20 protein-coding genes are annotated in these 23,061 nt (G+C 48.1%); 13 read left to right on the plus strand and 7 right to left on the minus strand.

The features are described from left to right. The first annotated feature begins 341 nt into the window (after positions 1 to 341). On the plus strand, positions 342 to 1,820 hold the full coding sequence (gene spoIVA, locus ACOBQJ_RS16425; RefSeq protein ID WP_421072863.1) for a stage IV sporulation protein A: 1,479 nt from the start codon (positions 342 to 344) through the stop codon (positions 1,818 to 1,820). 35 nt (positions 1,821 to 1,855) lie between these two features. Here spoIVA and ACOBQJ_RS16430 read toward each other — a convergent pair whose 3' ends face one another. Then, a complete protein-coding gene (locus ACOBQJ_RS16430; RefSeq protein WP_421072864.1) occupies positions 1,856 to 2,353 on the minus strand; it encodes a CBO0543 family protein in 498 nt (165 codons plus the stop codon). Positions 2,354 to 2,530: 177 nt separating this feature from the next. On the opposite strand from ACOBQJ_RS16430, the gene ACOBQJ_RS16435 reads away from it, so the two are divergent. The 4 genes from ACOBQJ_RS16435 to ACOBQJ_RS16450 all read left to right on the plus strand — a co-directional run bounded on the left by ACOBQJ_RS16435 (position 2,531) and on the right by ACOBQJ_RS16450 (position 6,660). Then, positions 2,531 to 3,004 carry a hypothetical protein gene (locus tag ACOBQJ_RS16435; RefSeq protein WP_421072865.1) on the plus strand — a complete coding sequence of 158 codons (474 nt, stop codon included), beginning with the start codon at positions 2,531 to 2,533 and terminating at the stop codon, positions 3,002 to 3,004. A gap of 86 nt (positions 3,005 to 3,090) precedes the next feature. Then, a complete protein-coding gene (locus tag ACOBQJ_RS16440; RefSeq protein ID WP_421072866.1) occupies positions 3,091 to 4,389 on the plus strand; it encodes a homoserine dehydrogenase in 1,299 nt (432 codons plus the stop codon). Positions 4,390 to 4,431: 42 nt separating this feature from the next. Beyond that, positions 4,432 to 5,334: a homoserine kinase gene (gene thrB / locus ACOBQJ_RS16445; protein ID WP_421072882.1), complete on the plus strand. Its 903-nt coding sequence runs from the start codon at positions 4,432 to 4,434 to the stop codon at positions 5,332 to 5,334. A 111-nt stretch (positions 5,335 to 5,445) separates the two neighbouring features. Beyond that, positions 5,446 to 6,660 (plus strand): aspartate kinase, encoded by a 1,215-nt coding sequence (locus tag ACOBQJ_RS16450; RefSeq protein ID WP_421072867.1) that lies wholly within the window; start codon positions 5,446 to 5,448, stop codon positions 6,658 to 6,660. Positions 6,661 to 6,993: 333 nt separating this feature from the next. Here the strand turns inward: ACOBQJ_RS16450 and ACOBQJ_RS16455 are convergent, their stop codons facing one another. Beyond that, positions 6,994 to 8,601, minus strand: coding sequence for a DHA2 family efflux MFS transporter permease subunit (locus tag ACOBQJ_RS16455; protein ID WP_421072868.1), 1,608 nt, complete (start codon positions 8,599 to 8,601; stop codon positions 6,994 to 6,996). Between the two features lies 1 nt (position 8,602). Next, positions 8,603 to 9,811, minus strand: a complete 1,209-nt coding sequence (locus tag ACOBQJ_RS16460; protein WP_421072869.1) for a cofactor-independent phosphoglycerate mutase — start codon at positions 9,809 to 9,811, stop codon at positions 8,603 to 8,605. Between the two features lie 173 nt (positions 9,812 to 9,984). Here ACOBQJ_RS16460 and ACOBQJ_RS16465 point away from each other — a divergent pair, with 173 nt between their 5' ends. From ACOBQJ_RS16465 to rd, 8 genes are all read left to right on the plus strand, one after another. Then, positions 9,985 to 11,343: an acyclic terpene utilization AtuA family protein gene (locus ACOBQJ_RS16465; protein ID WP_421072870.1), complete on the plus strand. Its 1,359-nt coding sequence runs from the start codon at positions 9,985 to 9,987 to the stop codon at positions 11,341 to 11,343. Between the two features lie 24 nt (positions 11,344 to 11,367). Continuing rightward, positions 11,368 to 11,691, plus strand: coding sequence for a DUF4387 domain-containing protein (locus ACOBQJ_RS16470; protein ID WP_421072871.1), 324 nt, complete (start codon positions 11,368 to 11,370; stop codon positions 11,689 to 11,691). Between the two features lie 171 nt (positions 11,692 to 11,862). Continuing rightward, positions 11,863 to 12,642 (plus strand): stalk domain-containing protein, encoded by a 780-nt coding sequence (locus ACOBQJ_RS16475; protein WP_421072872.1) that lies wholly within the window; start codon positions 11,863 to 11,865, stop codon positions 12,640 to 12,642. Between the two features lie 153 nt (positions 12,643 to 12,795). Beyond that, a complete protein-coding gene (locus ACOBQJ_RS16480) occupies positions 12,796 to 14,403 on the plus strand; it encodes a stalk domain-containing protein (RefSeq protein WP_421072873.1) in 1,608 nt (535 codons plus the stop codon). Positions 14,404 to 14,664: 261 nt separating this feature from the next. Then, positions 14,665 to 16,344, plus strand: coding sequence for a stalk domain-containing protein (locus ACOBQJ_RS16485; protein WP_421072874.1), 1,680 nt, complete (start codon positions 14,665 to 14,667; stop codon positions 16,342 to 16,344). A 200-nt stretch (positions 16,345 to 16,544) separates the two neighbouring features. Continuing rightward, positions 16,545 to 17,012, plus strand: a complete 468-nt coding sequence (locus ACOBQJ_RS16490) for a hypothetical protein (RefSeq protein WP_421072875.1) — start codon at positions 16,545 to 16,547, stop codon at positions 17,010 to 17,012. A gap of 92 nt (positions 17,013 to 17,104) precedes the next feature. Continuing rightward, a complete protein-coding gene (locus ACOBQJ_RS16495; protein ID WP_421072876.1) occupies positions 17,105 to 17,374 on the plus strand; it encodes a DUF5661 family protein in 270 nt (89 codons plus the stop codon). A gap of 89 nt (positions 17,375 to 17,463) precedes the next feature. Beyond that, positions 17,464 to 18,147, plus strand: a complete 684-nt coding sequence (gene rd, locus ACOBQJ_RS16500; protein WP_421072877.1) for a rubredoxin — start codon at positions 17,464 to 17,466, stop codon at positions 18,145 to 18,147. A gap of 122 nt (positions 18,148 to 18,269) precedes the next feature. Here the strand turns inward: rd and ACOBQJ_RS16505 are convergent, their stop codons facing one another. The 4 genes from ACOBQJ_RS16505 to ACOBQJ_RS16520 are packed head-to-tail and all read right to left on the minus strand — an operon-like array spanning position 18,270 to position 22,461. Beyond that, a complete protein-coding gene (locus ACOBQJ_RS16505) occupies positions 18,270 to 18,506 on the minus strand; it encodes a hypothetical protein (protein ID WP_421072878.1) in 237 nt (78 codons plus the stop codon). Continuing rightward, a complete protein-coding gene (locus ACOBQJ_RS16510; protein WP_421072879.1) occupies positions 18,503 to 19,753 on the minus strand; it encodes a Ger(x)C family spore germination protein in 1,251 nt (416 codons plus the stop codon). Before ACOBQJ_RS16510 ends, ACOBQJ_RS16505 begins: the two co-directional genes overlap by 4 nt. Beyond that, entirely contained in the window at positions 19,750 to 20,850 is a 1,101-nt protein-coding gene (locus tag ACOBQJ_RS16515; protein WP_421072880.1) for a GerAB/ArcD/ProY family transporter, read from the minus strand. The genes ACOBQJ_RS16510 and ACOBQJ_RS16515 overlap by 4 nt, the downstream gene beginning before the upstream one ends. Beyond that, entirely contained in the window at positions 20,851 to 22,461 is a 1,611-nt protein-coding gene (locus tag ACOBQJ_RS16520) for a spore germination protein (RefSeq protein WP_421072881.1), read from the minus strand. Positions 22,462 to 23,061: the final 600 nt, after the last annotated feature.

The following is a 23,061-nucleotide window of genomic DNA, read 5'->3' on the forward strand; positions in this document are numbered from 1 at the left end:
AGGGTTCTGCCAAGTAATCAGTGCACATGGCTTGAACGAAGTTTAAGCCAGCGTCTTTTAGGCGCTGGCTTGTAATAAGCCCTTATAGGGCTGGTTCAAACCACCCCATTTTGGGGTGGTGCTGATTAGGGAAAATATGGTTATTTTTTTTGGTTTTTTAATTAACAAGGGAATATTCGTCCAACATGCTCATATATATATACTGTTATTGTATGCCACTGGAAAAAAATAGACGTGGACTAGGTTCACGGAGGGATTTGATATTAGCTTTTGTATGTGGGGAGGGATGCATTTTTTTATATAGATCTGCCTCGTCAAATTTTTAAGGAGGGAGTGTGTATATGGAGACGAACGATCTTTTCCGCGATATTGCGGAGCGTACAGGGGGGGATCTGTATCTCGGCGTGGTTGGCGGCGTGCGCACCGGCAAATCAACTTTCATAAAGCGTTTTATGGAATTAATGGTACTCCCCAACATGCAAAATGTTTACGACCGGGAGCGGGCAAAAGACGAGCTGCCCCAGAGCGCGGCAGGGCGGACAGTGATGACCACCGAGCCCAAGTTTATCCCGAATGAAGCTGTTGAAATTCAAGTCACACCGAACTTAAATATAAAAATACGCATGGTTGACTGTGTCGGCTACCGGGTGGAAGGGGCCCTCGGATACGACGAGGAAAACGGGCCCAGGATGGTGTCAACTCCCTGGTTTGAAGAGCCTATCCCATTTCAGGAAGCAGCCGAGGTGGGCACCAGAAAGGTTATTTCCGAGCATTCAACCATGGGCCTGGTAATAACCACGGACGGTTCTATCACGGATATTGAAAGAGAAAACTATATTGAAGCGGAGGAAAGAGTAGTTGACGAGTTGAAAAACATCAACAGGCCCTTCCTGATGCTTCTTAACAGCACGGACGCGGCGGGGCAGGAAGCCGCCGACCTGGCCGCAGAATTGAGCGAGAAGTACGATATTCCGGTTATCCCCATTGACTGTGCCCAGATGGCCGAGGGCGATATTTTAAATATACTGGAAAAACTGCTTTATGAATTCCCTGTGAACGAGGTTAACATCAACCTGCCGCCATGGGTGGAAGAGCTGGATATTAAGCACTGGCTCCGCGATAAATTTGAAAAATCAATCCAGGAGACTGTTAAAAATGTCCGCCGCCTGAGGGATGTAAACGGCGCGGTTGAATCGCTGGCCGACTACGACTTTGTGGACCAGGTCAGGCTGCACAGCATGGATGCCGGCACCGGTTCCGCGGCTATAAGCATAACTTCCAGCCCGTCTCTTTTCTACCAGGTGCTGAGCGAGCAGTCCGGCTTTAATATCGAAGGGGAAAAAGAACTGTTCCGCATTGTCAAAGACTTAAGCGTGGCTAAAAGAGAATATGACAAGGTATCCAACGCTCTGGCTGAGGTAAGGGATAACGGCTATGGTGTCGTAACGCCGACGCTGGGCGAGCTAATCCTGGAAGAGCCGGAGTTAATACGCCAGGGCAGCCGCTTCGGCATCAAGCTGAAGGCTAGCGCCCCCTCGCTTCATATGATTAAGGCGGACATCACCACCGAGATAACTCCTATCATCGGTACGGAAAAGCAGTGCGAGGAACTGGTACAGTACATGCTCAAGGAGTTTGAAGATAACCCGCAAAAAATCTGGAAATCTGAAATCTTCGGCAAGTCTGTGCATGACCTGGTACGCGAAGGTATCCAGAACAAAATTCACCGGATGCCGGAAAACGCCCAGGTTAAGCTTCAGGAAACCCTCCAGCGGATTGTCAATGAGGGTTCCGGCGGCCTGATTTGTATAATAATCTAATTAGTTTAACCGGTCTGCTGGCCGGTTTTTACTTTTTATGCCTTACCTCTTTTTGGGGTGAAATGATCGCAGCCCCAACGGTAGAACGCGATAAAAGCCCTGGAAGACAGGAATGTGATGGTCAAAGTGTAGAAAGTGGTAAACCAGCTCCAGGTATGGTATTCAATCAGGTCGGTATACAACTCCAGGGGGTATTCGATCGCAGTCATACCGGCGCTGAACAGCACGGCATAATATAGGATCGGCCAGATGCCGCGCTCCCTGGTAATCTGGTTGTATAACAGGCACAAGATTGGAAATATCCAGAAATCGAATAAAAGACTAATTTTATACAACTGGGGGAACTGACGATAAGGAAATTCTATCCGGCCTGTGTTTATCACCGCGGCGCCCCACAGGCTGTCTAAAACACATTTATATAAGAATACAACTACCCAGTCACGAAAGTAACGCCAGTCTATGATAAATACCAGCGCTGATAAAGCCAGTACCACCGATACCACAGATATTATAAGTTCAATATTGGAAAACAATCAGTTTGCCTCCAAAATAAAACTATTTTTGAGATTGCTGTTTTATAGAATAAATTTATTTTAATTAAAAACTTAATAAATCATTATATTTTTTCACTTCGCCGGAAAAATAATACCAGATCACTATTGATGGCTAATTAAAATAACAATAAATATCTTCTGGGAATGGATAAGACAATGGCTTGCAAAAATCAGTCTAACGACAAAAGAATTGAAGTTGTTCTATGGAGTTTGGCCCTGCCGGGATTCGGGCAACTCCTGAACGGGCAGTATTTTAAGGGCGCGGTATTACTTATTTTTGAGTTTCTGATCAACATAAAATCAAATTTAAACCTGGCCATTATCTCAAGTTTCAGAGGTGATATCGCCGCGTCTCTGGCAACAACTGATTTTCAATGGCTGATGTTTTATCCCTGCGTATACATGTATGCCATTTGGGACGCATACCGGGACGCGTCTGCCAGCAGCGCGCCTTTTTCTTTTCTGCCTTTTGCGTTTACTGCTTTCACGGGGACTATCGGTGTTATATATTCGCAGCAGTTTAAAGTTATGGGTGCATTGATTGGACCTGTGTGGCTGCCAATTATTTTTATGCTGCTGGGGATGGGAATCGGCTCTTTTTTAAAGTTAATGTTAGTGCGAAAATCCTGAGCCAGTGCTATAATGTCTACCAGGAGCTTTTTACATATAATTATATTGAAGTTTGGCAGAACCTGTTTTATAAGGGGGAAAGAGTTGTGTCACAAAAAGAAATTGGTGTTGGACTGCTGGGCATGGGTACTGTCGGACGGGGTGTCTATAGGATCCTGAATGACAACAAAGACGGGATAGAGAAAAAAACCGGGGCTCCCATCGTGGTTAGAAAAGTGCTGGTACGCGATACCGATAAAAACCGCGGCGTTAAAACGCGGGAAGGGCTGCTTACCACTGATATAAACGATATACTCAATGATCCGGATATTGATATAGTGGTGGAATTACTGGGGGGTATAAATCCAGCCCTGGAGTATTCACTAAGAGCTTTGGATAAAGGGAAAAGCGTGGTCACTGCCAATAAAGACATGATAGCGCTGCACGGCAAAGAGCTCTTTGCGGCGGCGGACGCGGGCAAACGCGATTTGTTTTTTGAAGGCAGCGTCGCCGGCGGCATACCGATAATCAGGCCCCTGAAGGAGTGCCTGGCCGCCAACCGCATCACCCAGGTAATCGGTATAATTAACGGGACTACTAATTATATGCTGACCAGGATGAGCGATGAATGTCTTGGTTTTGAGCAGGCTCTCAAGGAAGCGCAGTCTTTAGGGTACGCCGAGGCAGACCCCAGCGCTGACGTGGAGGGTTATGACGCGGCCCGCAAGCTGGCGATCCTTGCTTCTATCGCGTTTAACACCAGGGTTTCTCTGGATCAAGTACATGTTGAAGGAGTTACCCGGATCACTGCCGAAGATATCGTTTACGCCGCAAACCTGAATTATGTGATAAAGCTGCTGGGTATCGCCAGGGACAGCGCGGAGGGTATCGAAGTTAGAGTACACCCCACCCTGCTGCCGAAAAACCACCCGCTGGCGTCGGTCAATGATGTCTTCAACGCCATTTTTGTAACCGGCGACGCTGTAGGAGACGTTATGTTTTACGGCCGCGGCGCGGGTGAGCTGCCGACGGCCAGCGCTGTGACGGCTGACGTGATGAACGCTGCCCGCAACCTGGTCAACGGCTCTACCGGAATGATAGGCTGTACCTGTTTTGAGAGTAAACCGGTAAAGTCTATGGGGCTTACTTCCACTGAATATTATGTCCGCCTTGACGTGGCCGACAAACCGGGCGTGCTGGCGAGCATAGCCTACATTTTTGGCGACAATGACGTAAGCCTTGCCTCAGTGATACAGCATACTACAGGGAAGTCAGCCGAGCTTGTCTTGATTACGCATGAAGTCCTTGAGAAAAACCTGCAGGAAGCGCTGACGGGTATTAAACAACTGCCGGTGGTAAACGAAGTGTCAAATGTAATCAGGGTTGAGGGGCGTAAAGAAGGTTAATACTTTTTGTAATAAAGCGCTGACACAGGAGGATTGCCTGTGATGATCCGTGTGCAGGTTCCGGCTACCACTGCAAATATGGGGCCCGGCTTTGATTGCCTTGGCATGGCCCTGGAACTCCATAACGTCGTCGAAATGATCCCTTCTTCCCGCGGAGTGGTGATAGAGGTATGCGGCGAGGGCGCGGCCGAAATCCCCCGCGATGAAAACAACCTGGTCTTTCAGTCAGCCAGGCGTGTTTTTATGCAGGCCGGGTTCCCTGTGGCAGGCCTGAAGATACGCCTGGTCAACCAGATCCCGGTGGCGCGGGGACTAGGAAGCAGCACAGCGGCAATCGTCGGCGGTATAATTGCCGCTAACATACTGACCGGGGGAAAACTGTCCGTCAGAGATATGATCACCCTGGCCAGTTCAATCGAGGGACACCCCGACAATGTGGCTCCCGCGATACTTGGTGGTATAGTGGTATCAGTTGATGACGACGGTGAAATAAAATATTTAAAAATAGAGCCGCCCTTTGGGTTAAAGGGTGTTGTGGCAATACCTGATTTTAACCTTGTAACCAAAATATCAAGAGAAGCGATACCTGCCCAGGTGCTGTTTCAGGACGCGGCCTTTAACGTGGGGCGGGTGGCACTGCTTGTCGCCGCCCTGCACCAGGGAGATTTAAGCATGCTAGGCGCGGCGATGGAGGACCGGCTTCATCAGTCATTCCGCTCCCCCTTAATTCCGGGCCTGAAAAAGGTACTGGCGGCGGCCAAGCTTGCGGGAGCGCGAGGTGTGACGCTGAGCGGAGCGGGGCCTTCTGTGATAGCGTTTGCCGATTCAAATTTTGAACTAATTGCCAGGGTTATGGGTGAAACCTTCCAGCAGAACGGTATTAAATCAAGGGTCCTGGTGCTGAAACCGAGCCCGATCGGGGCCAGAGCGCTGGAAGTTAAATAAATTATGAAGCAACAGCTTTACATGATAACTAACAGATGAATATATAAATTTTATCTTGTGCCAATAGTTAAATGAAAAAGTGTCTTAAATCTTATATAAAGGAGATTGTTCATGTTAGTTGTGCAAAAGTACGGGGGCAGTTCGGTAGCAAACCCCGAACGGATCCGCCGTGTGGCCGGACGGGTGGCCTCTGTCAGGGAAAGCGGCCACGACGTAGCAGTGGTAGTATCAGCCATGGGCGATACCACTGACGACCTTGTCAGCCTGGTTAAGGAAATAACAGACTCGCCGTCGGACAGGGAAATGGACATGCTCCTTTCCACCGGCGAGCAGGTGTCCATAGCTCTGCTGGCTATGGCCCTTAAAGAACTCGGCAGGCCTGTTATCTCTTTAACCGGCGCGCAGGCGGGGATAAAAACAGACAGCGCCCATACCAAGGCAAGGATATCGGAAATAGACACAAGCCGGGTCAGGGAAGAATTTAACCGGGGAAATATTGTCGTGGTCGCGGGCTTCCAGGGAATTAACCAGGCCAGCGATATCACAACCCTGGGCCGGGGGGGGTCTGACACCACTGCTGTAGCCCTGGCGGCGGCGCTGAAAGCTGATTTGTGTGAAATTTATACTGACGTCGACGGTGTTTATACTACCGACCCTCGTGTTGTCCCCGAGGCGCGCAAGCTCGACGTTATATCTTATGACGAAATGCTGGAACTGGCGAACCTGGGTGCGGCGGTCCTGCATCCCCGTGCCGTGGAGTTGGCGATGAAGTACAAAATGCCTCTGCATGTTCGATCCAGCTTCAATATAAATCCCGGGACATTGGTAAAGGAGGTGGAAAACATGGAAAAAGCACTCTTGGTAACCGGTGTTGTATGCGACCATAACGTCGCCAAAATCGGGCTCTTTAATGTTATGGACAAGCCTGGTATCGCTTACACTCTTTTTAAGGCGCTGGCGGACGAAAAAATTAACGTGGATATGATCATCCAAAGCGCGATGCGGGACGAGAGGAATGACATATCCTTTACATGTTCCAACGGTGATCTCAAGAAAGCCCTGGCCGTTGTAGACAGGCTTCAGCCGGATATCGGCGCCAACGGCTACACCTATGGCGAAGGGGTTGCCAAAGTATCCATTGTAGGCGCGGGAATGGTCAGCAATCCCGGCGTGGCGGCGGAGATGTTCGAAGCGCTGTATAAAGAAGGAATTAACATTGATATGATAAGCACCTCCGAAATAAAAGTGTCCTGCATTATTAATGACGGGGATGCGAAAAAAGCTGTCCGGGCCCTGCATAAAAAATTCAACCTGGCATGTGAGTAGTGAGTAGTGAGTCGTTAGTCGTGAGTATTTACTGCATTCCTTTCGGGTCTTAAAACCCTTGAGAATATCTTAAAGTCCTACGTCTCATTCACGTTTCAATTGTGATGGATTCAACCCCCATGGACTATGTAAGTGTATCGAAGGTATTCCATTGTAGGGCGGGTTTTAACCCGCCATTCCAAGCCATGGACTTTGTAAAACAATTTTGCCGACAGTCTGAGAGGCCGTATCAACGGCCTCTTTTTGTGTGCCTTGCGGGCTTTCAGCAGCAGGGCCGGCTTCAGCCGGCCAATGAGTGATTGAAGCAGGCTAGTGTTGAGACTGGAATCGCACCTACTTGGCAGGTGCTGAAGTAACTGAATTGGATGGGATGTCCTGGTGTGCTTCAGGATTAGCGTCTGGTTTTGCTTTACCCAGGAAAAACACAAGGGGCAGGGAAAATATTATAATAATCGCTGCCAGGATAAATGTGTCGTCAATAGCCTGGACCAGTGACTCTCTCGCGACGAGAGCGTTTAGGACATAGACAGCGGCAGCTTTCGAAGATGTCCCGGCAATGGCGCTGGACAGGTAACCCTGGACCTGGCTTAAAAAAGAGCTTGCGGCAGAGTCTATTGAGACAGCTTCGGACAGGCGGGCGAAGTGGAAGGCCTGCCTGTTTTGCATTGTCGCGGTAAGGACAGCGATTCCAAGGGAACCGGCGATCTGGCGGATAACGTTGTTCAGTGCGGAAGCCCGCGCTATAAGGTGCTGGGGGACTGTGTTCATGCCGGCGGCGGTAATAGGCATAAATGACAGGCCCATGCCCAGCGACCTCAGAGCCATGTAATAGATTATTGTTGTATTGCTCATATTAAGGTTAATTGTGCCGAGCTTCCACGTTCCCCAGGCTACTAATGCAAGTCCGGACAGGGTCGGCAGCTTTGCCCCGAACCGGTCGAAAATAAAGCCGCTGACAGGCATCATTATGGCTGTCACGATAGCCGCGGGCATTAACAAAAGCCCGGTCTGGTACGGGGTGAGGAGCATCAGGTTTTGCGTAAAAATGGGGATTAGAAATACACCGCCAAACAGGCCGATTGTAACAATACTGCCGATAACAACACTAATTAAAAAAATGCTGTTTTTAAACAGGCTGAGGTCAAGCATCGGCTGATCCTGTCCCAGTTCTACAATAACAAACATGACCAGGGTAAAAGCAGAAATAATAAATAATGTTACTATGTATTGCGAGGTCCAGCCTTCGGAGTAGCCCTGGCTCAGGGCCAGCAGCAGGGTAAAGCAGCCTACCGTGGAAAAAATTACACCATGCAGGTCGAGCTTGGAGTCGCCGCGCGACGGTATTTCGGGAAGCAGGAAGTAGGACAGTACCAGGCCGGCCACACCTACCGGGATGTTCATGGTAAAAAGAAAGCGCCAGTTAAAATGGTCTATTATGTAACCTCCCAGGGTAGGGCCGACAGCCGGGGCGCAGACAGCCGCCATGCCCCAGACTCCAAGCGCAACGCCTATTTTTTTCCTGGGAACTATGCTGTAGACAATGGCCATGCTGACGGGCATAGAGGCGCCGCCGCCAATACCCTGTATAACCCTGGAGGCGATCATAGTCTCGTTGCTCCAGGACAGGCTGCACAGCACAGATCCCACCACAAAAATAGCGAGGCCTGTCAGGTAAACGCGTTTGATGCCGAAACGGTCGCTGAAATACCCGGTAATAGGTATTACAACGCCTGAAACGAGCATGTAGGCGGTAAGGATCCACTCAATTTCATTTTCAGCCACGCCGAAGATAGTCATTAACTTGGGAAGGGCTACGTTTATCGAGCTGCTGTTCAGGATGGCGGCGAAAGCGCCAAGGACAACAACCATAAGCGTCAGCCAGAAAGAGTTGTCCTCTGCAGTTTTATTTGAAACAGGGGGGACGGTTCTCGGCTGTCGCATTTTATTCGCCGCGGATAAAATAATCCATTAGTTTGTGCCCTGCCGCGAAAGACAGCCCGCTTTTTTCGGCTGCTGCCTCGTTATATACCCCATTTACGTTATTGCTGTCCTGCCCGCTGGTGTATATAACAAAAGGAACAGGCTTGTCCGTGTGGGTCATGGTGCTGAGGGGCGTCGGGTGGTCGGGCAGCACCATCACTTTGTAGCTGTCAAACTGTTCCATTCCTTCTAAAAGCCGGCCCAGCATATCGTCCACCATTTCGATGGCTTTAATTTTCGTTTCTGTTTCACCCCTGTGCGACGCGGCGTCCGGCGCTTCAACATGGAGGTAAACAAAATCTTTTCCCTTTGAAAGTTCGTTGACAGCAGCGGCCACCTTGCCGCTGGCATTTGTTTCGACCGTGCCGGTAACGTTATCTACTTCAACAATGTCCAGCCCTGCACATATACCTATCCCCTTGATCAGGTCAACCGCGGAAATAACAGATCCCCTGAGGCCGTACTTTTCATGGAAACTTGTCAGTGAAGGTTTCTTTCCTTTTCCCCAGAACCAGACTGAATTGGCCGGCCTGAGTCCCTGTTCAATCCTTTTTACGTTTACAGGGTGGTCGGACAAAATATTGTAGCTTTCTTCCATCAGTTTAAGCAGTGTCGCGCCGCCTTCGCCCTCCGGCAGGTATTCGGCAATTACCCGTCCGGATATGTCGTGGGGCGGCGTTAATTCAACCCCTTCCGGACCGCCTTTCCAGACCAGCAGGTGCCTGAAGCGGAACCCGGGGTGAAATATTATGTCTTTTGTGCCGAGGGTACCATTTATTTTTTTGATCAGTTCCCCGGACTCGGGTGTTGTTACTTCATCGGCACTGTAGTCGACCATTGTTTTTTCCGGGTATTTACCGCTATCAGACAGAGTTACCAGGTTGCAGCGAAAGGCCACGTCATCCGGCGCGAGCTCCACGCCCATGCTCACTGCTTCCAGCGGGGAGCGCCCTGTGTAATATTCAGCCGGATCATAGCCCATAACAGAGAGGTTGGCCACGTCGCTGCCAGGGGGGTATCCGGGCGGAACAGTGGATGCCGTCCCAATGACACCTTTTGAAGCGAGCAGGTCCATATGCGGTGTCCTGGCAAATTGAAGAGGTGTTTTACCGTCCAGCTCCGGATTTTTAAAATCGGCCATGCCGTCACCGAGTAAAATTAAATATTTCATGTTATTCTCCCTTTATTTAATGGTCTAAAAATGGTATTCTCCTGCTAGAAGAAGAATCCTGCCCCATACCTTGAAAAAGCTGTTCAGTATTATAACCTGAAAACAGAGGCGCAATTATTTAAACCACATTAAAAACCTGAAACAATTGGTTGAAAAATAAGGGGGACGCTCTGTTGAAAGAATTTATAATTTTATCTCCCACAGCTATCTTGGGATATGGCTTTCCTTTAAGTTCATTTAAAGAGGGCTTGCGCCGTTCGCCGAATGCTATTGCCGTGGACGCGGGGTCCACGGACCCCGGTCCTTACTACCTCGGCGCGGGTGCGTCTTTTACCGGCAGGGACTCGGTAAAACGGGATCTCGGACTGATCCTCGATGCTTCGGCAGCCAACAAGATCCCAGTCCTGATCGGCAGCGCTGGAGGCAGCGGGGGTGAGCCGCATTTAAAAAGAGACGTGGACCTGATTATGGAAATAGCCAAGGAAAAAGGACTGCATTTCAGGTTGGCGGTGATACATGCCGAGGTTGACCGTAATCTAATCAGGGACTCGCTGCGCCGGAATAAAGTTAAGCCCCTGGGGCCGGTACCCCCGTTGGAAGAAAAAGACCTGGACGACGCGGTCAGGATTGTCGGGCAGATGGGCATTGAGCCTTTATCGGGGGCGCTGGAAGCAGGCGCGCAGGTTGTAATCGCCGGACGCGCTTACGACCCCTCGGTTTTCGCCGCCCCGGCTATCAGGTCCGGTTACAGGCCAGGGCCGGCCATCCACATGGGCAAGATTTTGGAGTGCGGCGCTATCGCCGCCACACCGGGAAGCGGCAGCGACTGCCTGCTGGGACGTATCGGCGCGGGGTATTTCGAAGTGGAGACGTTAAACCCGGCCCGAGCCTGTACTGTGACTTCCGTGGCCGCCCACACTTTATACGAGAAATCAGACCCGGTATATCTGCCCCTTCCCGGCGGTTGCCTGGACCTGAAAAGGACAAGGTTCGAGCAGGTGGCGGACAACCGGGTAAGGGTAACAGGCAGCCGGTTTATCCCTTCACAGAAATACACGGTGAAACTAGAGGGGGTAAAAAAGGCCGGCTACAGGACGGTTACCATTGCGGGGTGCAGGGACCCGGTCTTGATCAGGGAAATTGATAAAGTAATCGAGATTGTAAAGGAAAGGACCAGGGACAACTTTGAGGGTACGGTCAGCGATTATTCAGTTAATTTTAAGATTTACGGCAAAAACGGAGTGATGGGGAAACTGGAGCCGGTGCGTGACACGTTATCTCATGAACTCGGCATAGTCATAGAAGTTATAGGTAAAACCCAGGAAACGGCGGATACAATCTGCGGTTTTGCGCGGTCTACGATGCTGCACTGCAGTTATCCGGGCCGTATAGCTACAGCGGGCAACCTTGCATTTCCCTTTTCCCCCTCGGAGTTCAGAGGAGGCGAGGTATTTAATTATAATATCTATCACCTGATGGAGGTGGCCGATCCTTTTGAGCTCTTCCCGATGGAGATAATAAACGTAAAATAATTGTTTAAGGAGAGGATGGGAAATATGAGGAAAATTAAGATTGCTGAAATGGCCGGGGTTATCCGCAGCAAGAACTCCGGCCCTTACGAGCTTACACTTGATATTATTTTCAAAGACAGGGAGAATTTCGAGCTGGCAAGGCGTTCCGGACTTTTTACCAATAAATTATTCGCAGAGCTGTATGGTATTGAGGTTGATGGAGTGATTGGCGTTGTTGAATTCGAACAGGCCAACGCCATCAAAGCGACAATTGTGCGCCCCGTTGTTTCCGGCAGCGCAGGCGACAGCGATATTTACGGGGCGCAGCAGCACGCGCCGCTTTTGCATATAGAAGTGCCGGTTGAATGATTTATTTCAGTCCATAAAAATATGGTTATAAATGTTAAGAAATGACGATTAAACCTTAAAAGTTAAAACCTTTCCAGCCTCCGGCGCGTCAAATATGTGAAAGGCGGGATTAAAGTGTGCAAGCATAAAAATATTTTATACGCGTGGCTGTTAATATTATTGGTTTCGTTAATGCCTGTGATTTTCCCCTGTGCGGCGGCTGCCGCTGATATAGCTCCGGGTGAAAATATTGTCAGGAGCAGTGACCCGGTCAGGGTGATTATTAATAATCACGAGTTGTATTTCCCCGACGCGGCGCCGTATATGGATGACAGCGGGCGGGTCAAGGCGCCGGCGCGTTATATAGCGGAAGGCCTGGGCGCCAGTGTGGCATGGGATGAAGAATCCTTTACAGCATTTATAACAGGTTATAAAAATATCGCTCTTATCCCGGGACTAAATGCCGCGACTGTTGACAACAGCGAAGTTAAGCTTGATTCCAGCGCCGAGCTCATTAATAACCGGTTATATGTGCCGCTCCGCTTTATAGCTGAAACCCTGGGCGCTAGCGTACAGTGGGACGAACCGGACAGGACGGTTAGCATCATGACTGAAAAACTGGATTTCCCTCAGCCTGATAATACAAATATCTTCACGGTTGTTGATGAAACCGTCCTCAGCGTTGAACAGAGAGCTTTTATAGACTCGGTAAAGCTAATTAAGGGTGTTCACCATAAGGACAACCTGTATGTTATTGCCCTGGGTGAAAAGCCCAATCCGGGCTACGGTCTTGAAATAATAAAGACAGAAATGAGCTGGGAGCAGGCGAAAGTATATGTAAAACTGACCACGCCGGACCCGGACAAGATGTATGCCGCTGTAATAACTTACCCCTACGTTGTGGGCAGGGCTGTTCTTCCGCCATACACCACTCTTAGCTTTATAAATGTGGAAACAGGCGGTTATTTTTGATATATAACAAGGTTTTATGTTTAATATTTGTTCTTTACATGGTTTATTTATGTTAGAGTATATACAAGAAAACTAACGGGAGGTGAACTGTATTTAACAGGTTATCGGGTATTGGTTAACTGATTAAAATATGGTTCATCCGGAGGGAAAAAAATGAAAAAGAACAGGTATTTTTTGCTTGCGCTGACTGTAATTATTTGTTTTGGCGTGGTATTTTCCGCCAGCGCGGCCTCTCAGATTACGGCCAAGCAAATGTTGATCGACAGGCTGCAGAGCTCTGATTTTATCCCGACTGGAGACATTAACAAAACCTCCTCGGGCACCGCTTATTACCAGATAAAAACGCTGAGCGGCGTTTACGCTGCAACTTTAAATCCTGTTGCGAAGCTGGCCGGAGCGGATCTGAAAATGGATTACACTCTTGATACCCCTGAGAACAAAATGGCAATCAATTATATTGTTAATTATGACGGCGCCAAATATTCCGGCGGCATGTTCATGGACAACGGCAGGTTTATCATGACCACGGAATTCCTGTCACTGTTAAATAGTATGCAAAGCGGTATCATACCGGAGGGCAAAGAGCTGCCGCCGTATGTTTATATGGACAACCAGGCCTATAATACCATGTGGGGAAATCTTAACAGCGGCCAGTATATACCGCCGGAGTTAAAAGAACTGATGGTTTTCTTCGTCGAGGCGGTGCCTGAGAAATACTTCACCGTATCGCTGGTTGACCAGCAGGTTAGCTTCGCCCTGGACCAAAACGGTTTTGAAGATGTGACGCTCGCGGTATTAAGCAAGGTGGCCAATGAAAGAGACAGGTTTGCCTCCCTGGTGGCTGATTATATGGCCACGTCAGGCGGCCAGCAGCAGGCTGCCGACATGATCAAGAGCGAACTGCTAAAAAGCATTGAGCAGGGCGTCAACGATGGCAGCTACCCTGACACTGCCGCGGAAGTAAAAAATATGATGGCGGGCATCGTTGAGTTAAAAGAATTGAAGTACCAGGCTTCCATTATCTCTCCGGGACAAAACAGCTTTAACATGACCCTTGGCTTGGGCGGCGGGCCTGAGTTCAGCGGCCAGGTGGTTGTTAAGTCCGATTTCACCAGCGGCAAAGATTTATTGAGCGGAACTTATTCAGTGGATTTCAAAGCGAACGCGGGTACGGAGAATATAAGCGTCAGCGGCGCGATGCAGGGTGAATTTAACCAGACCGGCCTTTCTTCAAAATCTAATGATACAATTAAGATCAATGTGCAGGATTACAACACTGGTACCAGTTTGCTCGACCTTTTAATCGAGGGCCATGCGGACGCCGCGGCCGACCCTGAGGTCCGGGTTAACATCCCGGTATTGACCCCCGCCAACAGCATGGACCTGATGAAGATGATGAACAACACTCCTGCCATAATATTAAACGGCGCGCCGGTAGCATTTGATGTTGCCCCTTTTATAGTCCCGGTGGAAAACGGCAGCAGGATACTGGTGCCTCTCAGGAACCTGGCGGAAGCCCTCGGGTGCGAGGTGGGCTGGGTTGAGCCGGACCAGATCAATATTGTGCGCGGTGATAAGACTATTAACATGTTTATTAATAAGACGGGGTATTTAGTTAACGGCGAGGAAAAGCAGCTGGACGCGCCCCCGTTTATTATGGGCGACAGGACCATGGTGCCGTTGAGGTTTGTCGCTGAGGAGCTTGGCTGTACCGTTGAGTACGACAGCGCCACAAACACGGTGAACATATACTCCAACTAACGGGTAAAATCATAAAACATAAATAGACTATATAGAAACCTGAGACGCTTTTTTTAAAAGCGTCTTTTCTTTTATAGGCTTAAAAAATTGAAATAATATATTATACCTCAAAAGGATATGAATATATTTTATGTTATTTCCTGTCATGCAAAGCCCTATTGTGGTAAAATATACTTAAGTAATTATAATATGGGAGGTGTGCATAGATTTAGCAATTGCTTATTACATATAGAGACTTAAAATATATTTGGGGGGAGATATATGAAGTGTAAAAGGTATTTAACTGTGCTGCTGGCTTTTTTAATGTGTTTTGGCATTGTTTTTTCAGCTAACGCGGCCTCTGATTTAACTGCCAAACAATTGATTTTGAAACAGCTCAATAATTTAAAAGAATATTACCCGCCAGGCGATATTAATAAAAACGCGTCAGGGACTGCCGAGATTAAAGTAAAGACTTTTAAAGGCTTAGCTGCTTATCTTGCCGGTTTTGCCAGGCCTTTAGACAACCTGGCCGGTTCAAATTTAAAGATAGATTACAAAGTCAATTCAGACGATAATAAAATTCAAGGTAACTATATTCTAGATTTAAACAGCGGCAGACATAATGGGGAACTGTATTTTAATAATGATACATTGATTATGTCGAGCGATATTATATCTGTTATGAGAGATTTTGATCCTGATTTGTTTAAAGGAAAAAACATCCCTGAATATTTGTATTTGAAAGATGAAAGTATCTCTGGTATTAGATTTAATAGCGACACAAGTATATTACTTTCACCGGAATTCAAAGAACTATGTATATTTTTCCTTGAAGCTGTTCCTGATAAATATTTTTCAGTTTCACTAACTGACCAGAAAATATATTTCAGACTGGACCAGGCCGGGTTTGAAGATGTAGCATTATCAGTGCTGCAAAAAATAAAGGATGAAAAAGTTAGATTTGACACACTGACGACAAACTATCTTAAGGTCGCTGCAGGACCAGGCCAGGATACTGATAAAATGATGAAAGATATTTTTGGTGATATTGACAACAGCATTAAAGACGGAAGTTATCCGGACACTAAAGAAAAACTGAAAATTTTAATGGGCAACTTCAGGTTGAAGGAGTATATAGTAGAGACTTCACTTCTGCCCGGCGGGCAAAATGTAATGTCCGCAAAGGCGTATTTCGGAAGTGTCCCTGAAGATGCGACTTACGAAAGGAGCTATCCGGAAACGGGATTTATGAATATAGGAAGTGAGCCCTATATAAAAGGGCAGATTAATTTTAAGAGTGAATCCACCTCCAGTAAGGATAGAATGCACGGCACATACTCATTTGATGTTAACGTCAAGGAGTATGAAACGAGAATAAATGCAGATTTTCAGATAACTGGCGAATATAACCAAACAGCAAAGGATAAGGATTCAAATTTAACATTTAGTATTGATACAAATGATTTTAACAACAATTTTAATTTTATAGATTTGGTTATAGAAGGAAAATCCAGGGTTGTAAATGATGAAAATGTACAGGTCGGAATTCCTGTACTCACCGGCGCCAACAGCAAGGACATAAAAAAATTAATGGCTAACACACCCGATATATTGTTAAACGGCGTGCCGGTCGCATGCGATGTTGACCCGTATATTATTAAAACATCAAACAGCGGCTATAAAATAATGGTGCCGCTCAGGAACCTGGCGGAAGCGATGGGGTGCCAGGTGACCTGGGTTGAACCGGACCGGATCAGTATCGTGCGTGGGGATACTACAATAACAATGTTTAATAAAAAGAAGGAATATACTGTCAACGGTGTTGGAAAACAGCTTGACGTACCCCTTTTTATTACCGGTAAAAGAACCATGGCTCCGCTGAGTGTCCTTACCAGTGAATTTGGATGCACGTATGATTATGATCCCGCGTCAAACACGGTGAATATATACTCAAAATAGTTGATGAGAACCTGAGGCGCTTTTAACAAGGCGCCTTTTTATTTCACGATGTTATAAAAAACATCGATATCCTGTGTTTGCTTCTGCAGGCAGAAATGTACATTTGCAATAAGAGACAATAATATTTTAGAAAGGAAAGGATAAATCCTTTAATTATCGAAAATAGGAAAATAAAGTATTCAAGAGTTAGGAGGGAAAACATGGGGACCCTGACCACGCTTGCCCGACCGGTAATAGAGAAACTCCTGAAATATGACGAGGAAGAGCTTTATGAGATGCTGGGCATGACGGCCAGGGCCATGGCCGCCGACCCGGCGATTGCCGGGATGTTTGACCCGATTGTGTCCTACAATGAGCCGGAAATGGAGTTTGTCGAGAATGCTCGTGAGTTCGGCAGACGCCTCTTCAAGCGCTGGAATGTGGAGACATACAAATTTATTTGTGGCGACGATATTGACGATATGATTGACCGGAGGGAATTAACCGAAGCATTCAGCGTAAATGATAAAGCGGTGGCGGCAGCACTGTCTTCACTGCTGATCACCCATGTGGGCCTGGCCCCGGCCCTGGCGGTTGTCATAGCGTCGCTAGTAATTAAACGTTTTTCCAGGCCCGGGCACGAGGAATTCTGCAAAGTCTGGAAAAGAAATCTGCGCAAATATGAATAAGAAACAGCTTTTTTAAGAGAAATTGTTTTTAAAAGGGCATTATATAATAGTGATTTAAAATATTAAAACAAATATGGCAGGGAGGAGTTAACATGAAGAAGCGGTTTACCGAAGAACAGGCAAGGGAAACCGGGGAAAAACTCGGCATCAAGTGGGACAAGTTTGACGTTGACCAGTTCAGGAGAGGCATGGACGTGGAGCTTGAGCACGGCACGCGAGACTCCTTGACCAATGTCACCGACGACGACATTATGGTAACCGGAAAAATTGCACTCGCCCACCTTAATGAGTTTCCGGATTATTATGACAGGCTTGAAAAAATGGAAAAAGAAGCGGAAGAGTTTTGGGGAGTTGAAGACTAAAGATAAGAAATTTATAAGAAAATTATTAGAAAAGATTAATAAAGATATTAGATAATATTTAGAAACAAAAGAAAAGAGGTGTTTCTAAATTGGATCCAAAGGCACTATTCAACATCAGCTACGGCCTTTATGTGATCACATCAAAGAAAGGCGGCGAGGTAAACGGACAGATCGGCAACACTGTATTTCAGATCTCCAATGAGCCGCCGACTATCGCGGTAAGCATCAACAAGAAGAACCTCACGCACGAATACATCAAGGACAGCAAGACATTCGCCGTGTCAATTCTCTCACAGGACGTGCCCCTGAACCTGATCGGACAGTTCGGTTTTAAATCAGGCAGGGAAATCAATAAATTCGAGGGCGTCAGCCACAAGATTGGAAACAGCGGCGTGCCGTATTTGACTGAACACGCCCTTTCGTATGTGGAAGCCAGGGTCATACAGGAATTTGACGCCAACACGCATACTGTTTTTGTGGGCGAGATAACCGGCGCTGAAATTCTCAGTGATGGCATTCCCATGACTTACGCCTACTACCAGCAGGTAAAAAGGGGAAGCGTCCCGCCCTCAGCTCCAACATATAATAAGAAAGAGGAGGAAGGCACTGTGTCAGAAAAATACGTGTGCAGCGTTTGCGGTTATGTATATGACCCGGAGGTGGGTGACCCGGATGGCGGCATAGCGCCCGGGACACCTTTCGCGGATATTCCTGATGACTGGGTATGCCCGGTCTGCGGCGCGGGCAAAAAAGAGTTTGAAAAGGAGAGCTGATACTAAGGCAAGTCTGTTTATAAAGCAAAGCTTAACCCGGCTTTGCTTTTTTCATTAAATTATTAGATAAAGACAGTATTGGTATGATCTGAGCTGGAACTGATAAAACTGAACTTTGGTGGCTAAAAACTGGTTAGAATATTTTTAAAAAAACTGGTATAAGGGCGGAATACAAGATCAATAATCATAGAAACGCGGTAAGGTTCAAAGGCCAATGAATTCATGGCAATTACCGCTGCGCCGGCAAGCGTTAATATTGAAAAGACCACAAGCTCGGCCCACTTTTTTTCACGGATTAAAGGCCTCCCTTCAATGCCTGCCAGCGCCATGAGGGCAAGAATATAAAGATATACCATCACTGCCCGTCCCCCTCTTGGCGTGACCCGGGCGTATCGACTGTTAATTCCCGGTCATGGATATGCGCCTGGCACTCGACCGTCACCTTTACTATGGGGTAAATTTCCCTCCAGTTGTCTTTAATCTGCTGCCACTCTCTGCGGTGCTGCCTTCTGACCTCTTCGCCAAAGCCGAATATATCGGTATCTATCTGCTGCGATTTTCTTACTGCAGCCTCTATTTCATTGATCATCTGGCTGCCGGCCATTTGTTCAATGCTATTTATAAAATTTATATCCGACAATCCCCGGTGAGTCCCGAAGTGCTCAAGCAAATCAAAGCTTGCCTGTGTTCTTATTTCAAAACTTGGCAGGCCGTCCTCTCCAATGCTTACAACGATCTTACTTTTGGCTTCAACCTGTCTCAGGCTGATAAATTCCTCTGTCCCGTCAACAAATTGGGGAATGGTCAGCACGCGGTTTTTAGCCCTGTTCATTACCCATATCAGTCCCATCGATTCCCTTTCGTCCAGGAAATCGACCAGCCTGCCGTCCGGGTCGAAGGCGGCCAAGCCGGTAATGGCGACAGTATTAGTGATCCCGGCTTTTTTTTCTTCAGTGGTAAGGCTGGCCTGCGGGATAACTTCCACTACCGGCGCCAGCGGGCTGGTAACTCCGGTGCTTAAGCGGTACTCGAAATCGGCTATGTTCACCGCCAGGATCCCCTGCCACCCGTCTTTATCCAGGAAAATACTATTTAAGGCCAGAGCAGTCGACTGGAATACCGGCGATTTCTGTTCTAATACACTGCCTGCGTCTCCCTTTGATACGGCCATGAAATTGTTATCCCGGCTTTCACGGCTGCGCGTCAAACGGTCAGACAATAACGGTGTTAAACCAATACGGGCCAATTTTTCGCTAATAATGTTTACCCGGACATGACCCAAAAAAAGGTACTTGGGGATGCGGTATTCCATTTTAGATATGGCTGCCCTTATTGTTTCTCCCGTATCGCTTACTGTCCAGAAAGGTCCCGCCCCGGTTATTCCGCCTGTGCCCCCTGTTATGGATGTACCGCCCTGGCCGGCGGACATGGCTGCGGGGTTGGCAACCTGTGCGGTTAATTTAACACCGGGTTTCCCGTCAATTTCGGCCTGATCATATGCAACACCGACCACAAAGCCGAGGTCGTTTATTTCGCGCCGGTCCCAGCAGCCACAAAGCAGTAAGGACAGTATCAATAAAAACAGCGCTGGAATGATCCTTTTCATGATTCTTTAACCTGCCTCAACGGGTGGAATATCGCGATCAGGTAGAGGAACAGCGGGATAACCAGCTCAAATGACAGCAGCGCGTAGCCCGGCCATACATTTGTGAGAAAATCAGTCAGCTCGGGGATTCCCTTGAAAAAGTTTTGTGCAAATGCCAGCATTAAGACCGACACGGGCAGCAGCAGGAATTGAAAACTCCTGAAACCAAAGACCTGGGCGGCGCTTAAAGTGGAACAGTAGAGAAAAGCGCAGATTTTAAAAGAAGTTCCCAGCAACAGGGCCATAACTATCAGTACTTCCAGCCGTTCAAAGACCCTGGCTATGCCAATCATCCTGGCCAGGCTGAAAAACGGGAATTCCTTCTGGCCGGTCAGCAACCCTCCAAATGCCGCCACAGACGCTATTTCTACAGCCGCCAGTATAAAACCGATGGTTACAACTGAAATAATAAGGCTGCGGGAGGTGCTGCGAAAGCTGGCCAGAGCCGGGATGAACATACCGGCGAGAATTACCTCCCCGTGCCAGGAAGCTGAATTGGCGGAAGTGGAAATTAACAGGCCAAGCGGGTGGTCGGCAATCGGCAGGAGGCGCCTGAGGTCCATATTGCCGAAAGGCAAAACTATCACCGCCAACATGGCCAGGACTACAACGGGGAGGAGGATCTCGTTGACCCTGGCCCATACCTCCAGGCCGCTGCGAAGCGCATAAAAGCACAGAGCCATGACAGTAACCATAAATACCGCCAGGGGTGTTCTCGGCATGATCGTAATATTCAAAAAATGGGCGAATTCAAATATGATGACAGCGCCTATGGAAAGAAACCAGAACGCATATAAAGCCCCGAAGAATTTCCCCAGCGGTTTGCCCAGGATTAGAGGAAGGTATTCAATTATCGTTAGCCCGGGGTAACGCCTGGCCAGGGCGATGATAACCAGGACTGACAGAATGCCCCATAAAGAGGCAATTAAGGCGGTAAGCCAGACATCCTGCGCAACTGCGCGGGCGCCCAGCTGGGGCATCCAGAATACCACCGTGGTTATGAGCACAGTCGTTATTAAAAAAACAAGCTGCCGCTCGGAAATCTTTCCAGGCTCCATTTATCTGCCGCCTCCCTTGAAAGGTTTTTTTCTCCCTGAATCAGAAGTACTACCGGTATCCGGCGGGGAGGGCGGAGGTGTATTGACTCTGGTAGTGTCGCTTCCCGCTATCAGCGCCGGCCTGTCCTCCACACCCCACAAGGGAGAGCGGTAAAGAGTGTCCTTCATTTCTTTCAGGTTCAGGGGCGCAAATGGCTCAAAATATGGCACCCCGAACGACCTCAGGCCGGCCATATGGATCAGGAAGGCCAGGGACGTCAGGGCGATCCCGTAAAGGCCAAGGATACCGCCGGCCGTTAAGATGGCCAGCCTGATTACCCTGACCGCCAGAGCCAGCTCGTAGCCTGAGCCCAGGGCAAAGTTGGCTACGGCTGCTATGGCTATGACTATGACCAGGGTGGGTGACACCAGGTTGGACTGGACTGCGGCCTGCCCCAGGATCAGAGCGCCGACAATATTGATTGCCGCGCCTACTACCCTGGGCAGCCTGATGCTGGATTCCCAGAGCAGCTCAAAGACAATCAAAAGGAACAGGGAATCAAAGTAAGCGGGGAAGGGTACTGTTTCCCTGGTCCCGGCAATTGCGAAAACCAGTGGTATCGGGATCATTTCGTGGTGAAAGGTAATCAGGGCCACATATATGCCGGGCAGGTTGGTGGCAATGAAAATTGACAGGTACCTTAGAAAACGGATAAACCATACCGATATGGGATTTTTGTAGTAATCGTCGGTAGCCTGCAAAAACTCTATGAAAAGGGACGGAGCGATCAGCACCTGTGGGCTGCCGTCGACAACTAGGGCAAACCTTCCCTCCAGCAGGTCGGCCACAGCCTTGTCAGGTCTCTCAGTACCCTTCATAATTGGAAATAAAGTAAAACCGCGGTCCTGGATCAGCTCTTTAATGTAAGAGCTGTCAAGGATGCCGTCTATGTCTATCTTGCTGATCCGACGCCTGGCTTCTTCTATAATTTTTGGATTGGCGATATCAGCCACGTACATAAGGGTCACCAGGGTGTTGGTGCGCCGCCCGATGATAAAGTCTTCAGACTTGAGCTTGGCGTCACCCAGCCTGCTTCGGATCAGGGCGGTGTTTATCCGTATATTCTCGACGAAACTGTCGTGCGGCCCAATCACGGTAGGTTCGGTCACCGGTTCGGATATAGGGCGCTGGGGTCTGTTTTCGGCGTCGACCATTAAACCGACCGGGCAGCCATCCACCAGCAGTACCAGCTTTGACATCAAGACCCAGCGCTTTAACTCAACCAAGTCGGTTATTTGAAGGGTGTCATGATACGGCAAAAAGCGTTGGTTTAAAAAATCAGTTCTTTTTTCATCAGGTATTTCCAATAGTTGTCCTTTTGGTATGTCCAGCATCAGGGCGCGGAAAATATCATGGCTTACCCGGTTGTTAATCAGCCCGTCGAACCAGATTGCCAGACACTCGATTTCACCAGCCTTAAAGTTCTTAAAAATAATATCTGAAATATTCGCGAACTCCTGCCGCAGGTAGGTTTCATTTTGTGCAAGGCTGACGCTGATTTCCATATTATTATGCGGCTGGGGAACCATTTTGGGTCCGGTTGATGCTATTTTTTTTGCTTTTCGGTTCACTCTGCTGGAAATACGGAGCATAGGCTGCGACTCCTGTTTAAAAATTTGAGGATTTAGATGGCTATATTTTCCCCCTAAAACCATAAATTACTCCAAATGAAAAAAATCACACCCTTTTGGATGCGATAAAGGTTGTGACAAAATTCATCCTGCAAAGTCCATGGTGTTGAAAACCAGGCTGCGGCAGCGGGAGCGTGTCTTGGGGACGGTTTTGTTGACACGATTTCTATTATTAAATCTTGATACAAAAGCGTGTCAACAGAACTGTCCTCATGACACGGTCAGAGAAAAAGCTTCTTAGAACTCTTGACACGGTCCATTGAAAATAAGCCAAGGGGATTCTACACCATGTAGACTTTGTCAACAACCTGAGTCATTTGATGTGATCTGAAACGCAAGAGATAACAAGTTTAAAGGTGTGACCCCGTTCCTTCCAATCGGGGTCATACCTCATGTGCAGGAATGCTTGTGAGAAAGGTGTGACCCCGTTCCTTCCAATCGGGGTCATACCTCATGTGCAGGAATGCTTGTGAGAAAGGTGTGACCCCGTTCCTTCCAATCGGGGTCATACCTCATGTGCAGGAATGCTTGTGAGAAAGG

The sequence above is a fragment of the Pelotomaculum propionicicum genome, from assembly GCF_048984525.1.
Lineage (GTDB): Bacteria > Bacillota > Desulfotomaculia > Desulfotomaculales > Pelotomaculaceae > Syntrophopropionicum > Syntrophopropionicum propionicicum_A.

Excerpts from the sequence above, each read along its gene's own strand:
- ACOBQJ_RS16510 (WP_421072879.1), bottom strand. The coding sequence starts at position 19,753 with ATGAAAAGGATCATTCCAGCGCTGTTTTTATTGATACTGTCCTTACTG.
- ACOBQJ_RS16435 (WP_421072865.1), top strand. The coding sequence starts at position 2,531 with ATGGCTTGCAAAAATCAGTCTAACGACAAAAGAATTGAAGTTGTTCTA.
- ACOBQJ_RS16470 (WP_421072871.1), top strand. The coding sequence starts at position 11,368 with ATGAGGAAAATTAAGATTGCTGAAATGGCCGGGGTTATCCGCAGCAAG.
- ACOBQJ_RS16455 (WP_421072868.1), bottom strand. The coding sequence starts at position 8,601 with ATGCGACAGCCGAGAACCGTCCCCCCTGTTTCAAATAAAACTGCAGAG.
- ACOBQJ_RS16495 (WP_421072876.1), top strand. The coding sequence starts at position 17,105 with ATGAAGAAGCGGTTTACCGAAGAACAGGCAAGGGAAACCGGGGAAAAA.
- ACOBQJ_RS16475 (WP_421072872.1), top strand. The coding sequence starts at position 11,863 with ATGCCTGTGATTTTCCCCTGTGCGGCGGCTGCCGCTGATATAGCTCCG.
- ACOBQJ_RS16480 (WP_421072873.1), top strand. The coding sequence starts at position 12,796 with ATGAAAAAGAACAGGTATTTTTTGCTTGCGCTGACTGTAATTATTTGT.
- thrB (WP_421072882.1), top strand. The coding sequence starts at position 4,432 with ATGATCCGTGTGCAGGTTCCGGCTACCACTGCAAATATGGGGCCCGGC.
- ACOBQJ_RS16515 (WP_421072880.1), bottom strand. The coding sequence starts at position 20,850 with ATGGAGCCTGGAAAGATTTCCGAGCGGCAGCTTGTTTTTTTAATAACG.
- ACOBQJ_RS16450 (WP_421072867.1), top strand. The coding sequence starts at position 5,446 with ATGTTAGTTGTGCAAAAGTACGGGGGCAGTTCGGTAGCAAACCCCGAA.
- spoIVA (WP_421072863.1), top strand. The coding sequence starts at position 342 with ATGGAGACGAACGATCTTTTCCGCGATATTGCGGAGCGTACAGGGGGG.
- ACOBQJ_RS16460 (WP_421072869.1), bottom strand. The coding sequence starts at position 9,811 with ATGAAATATTTAATTTTACTCGGTGACGGCATGGCCGATTTTAAAAAT.
- ACOBQJ_RS16485 (WP_421072874.1), top strand. The coding sequence starts at position 14,665 with ATGAAGTGTAAAAGGTATTTAACTGTGCTGCTGGCTTTTTTAATGTGT.
- ACOBQJ_RS16490 (WP_421072875.1), top strand. The coding sequence starts at position 16,545 with ATGGGGACCCTGACCACGCTTGCCCGACCGGTAATAGAGAAACTCCTG.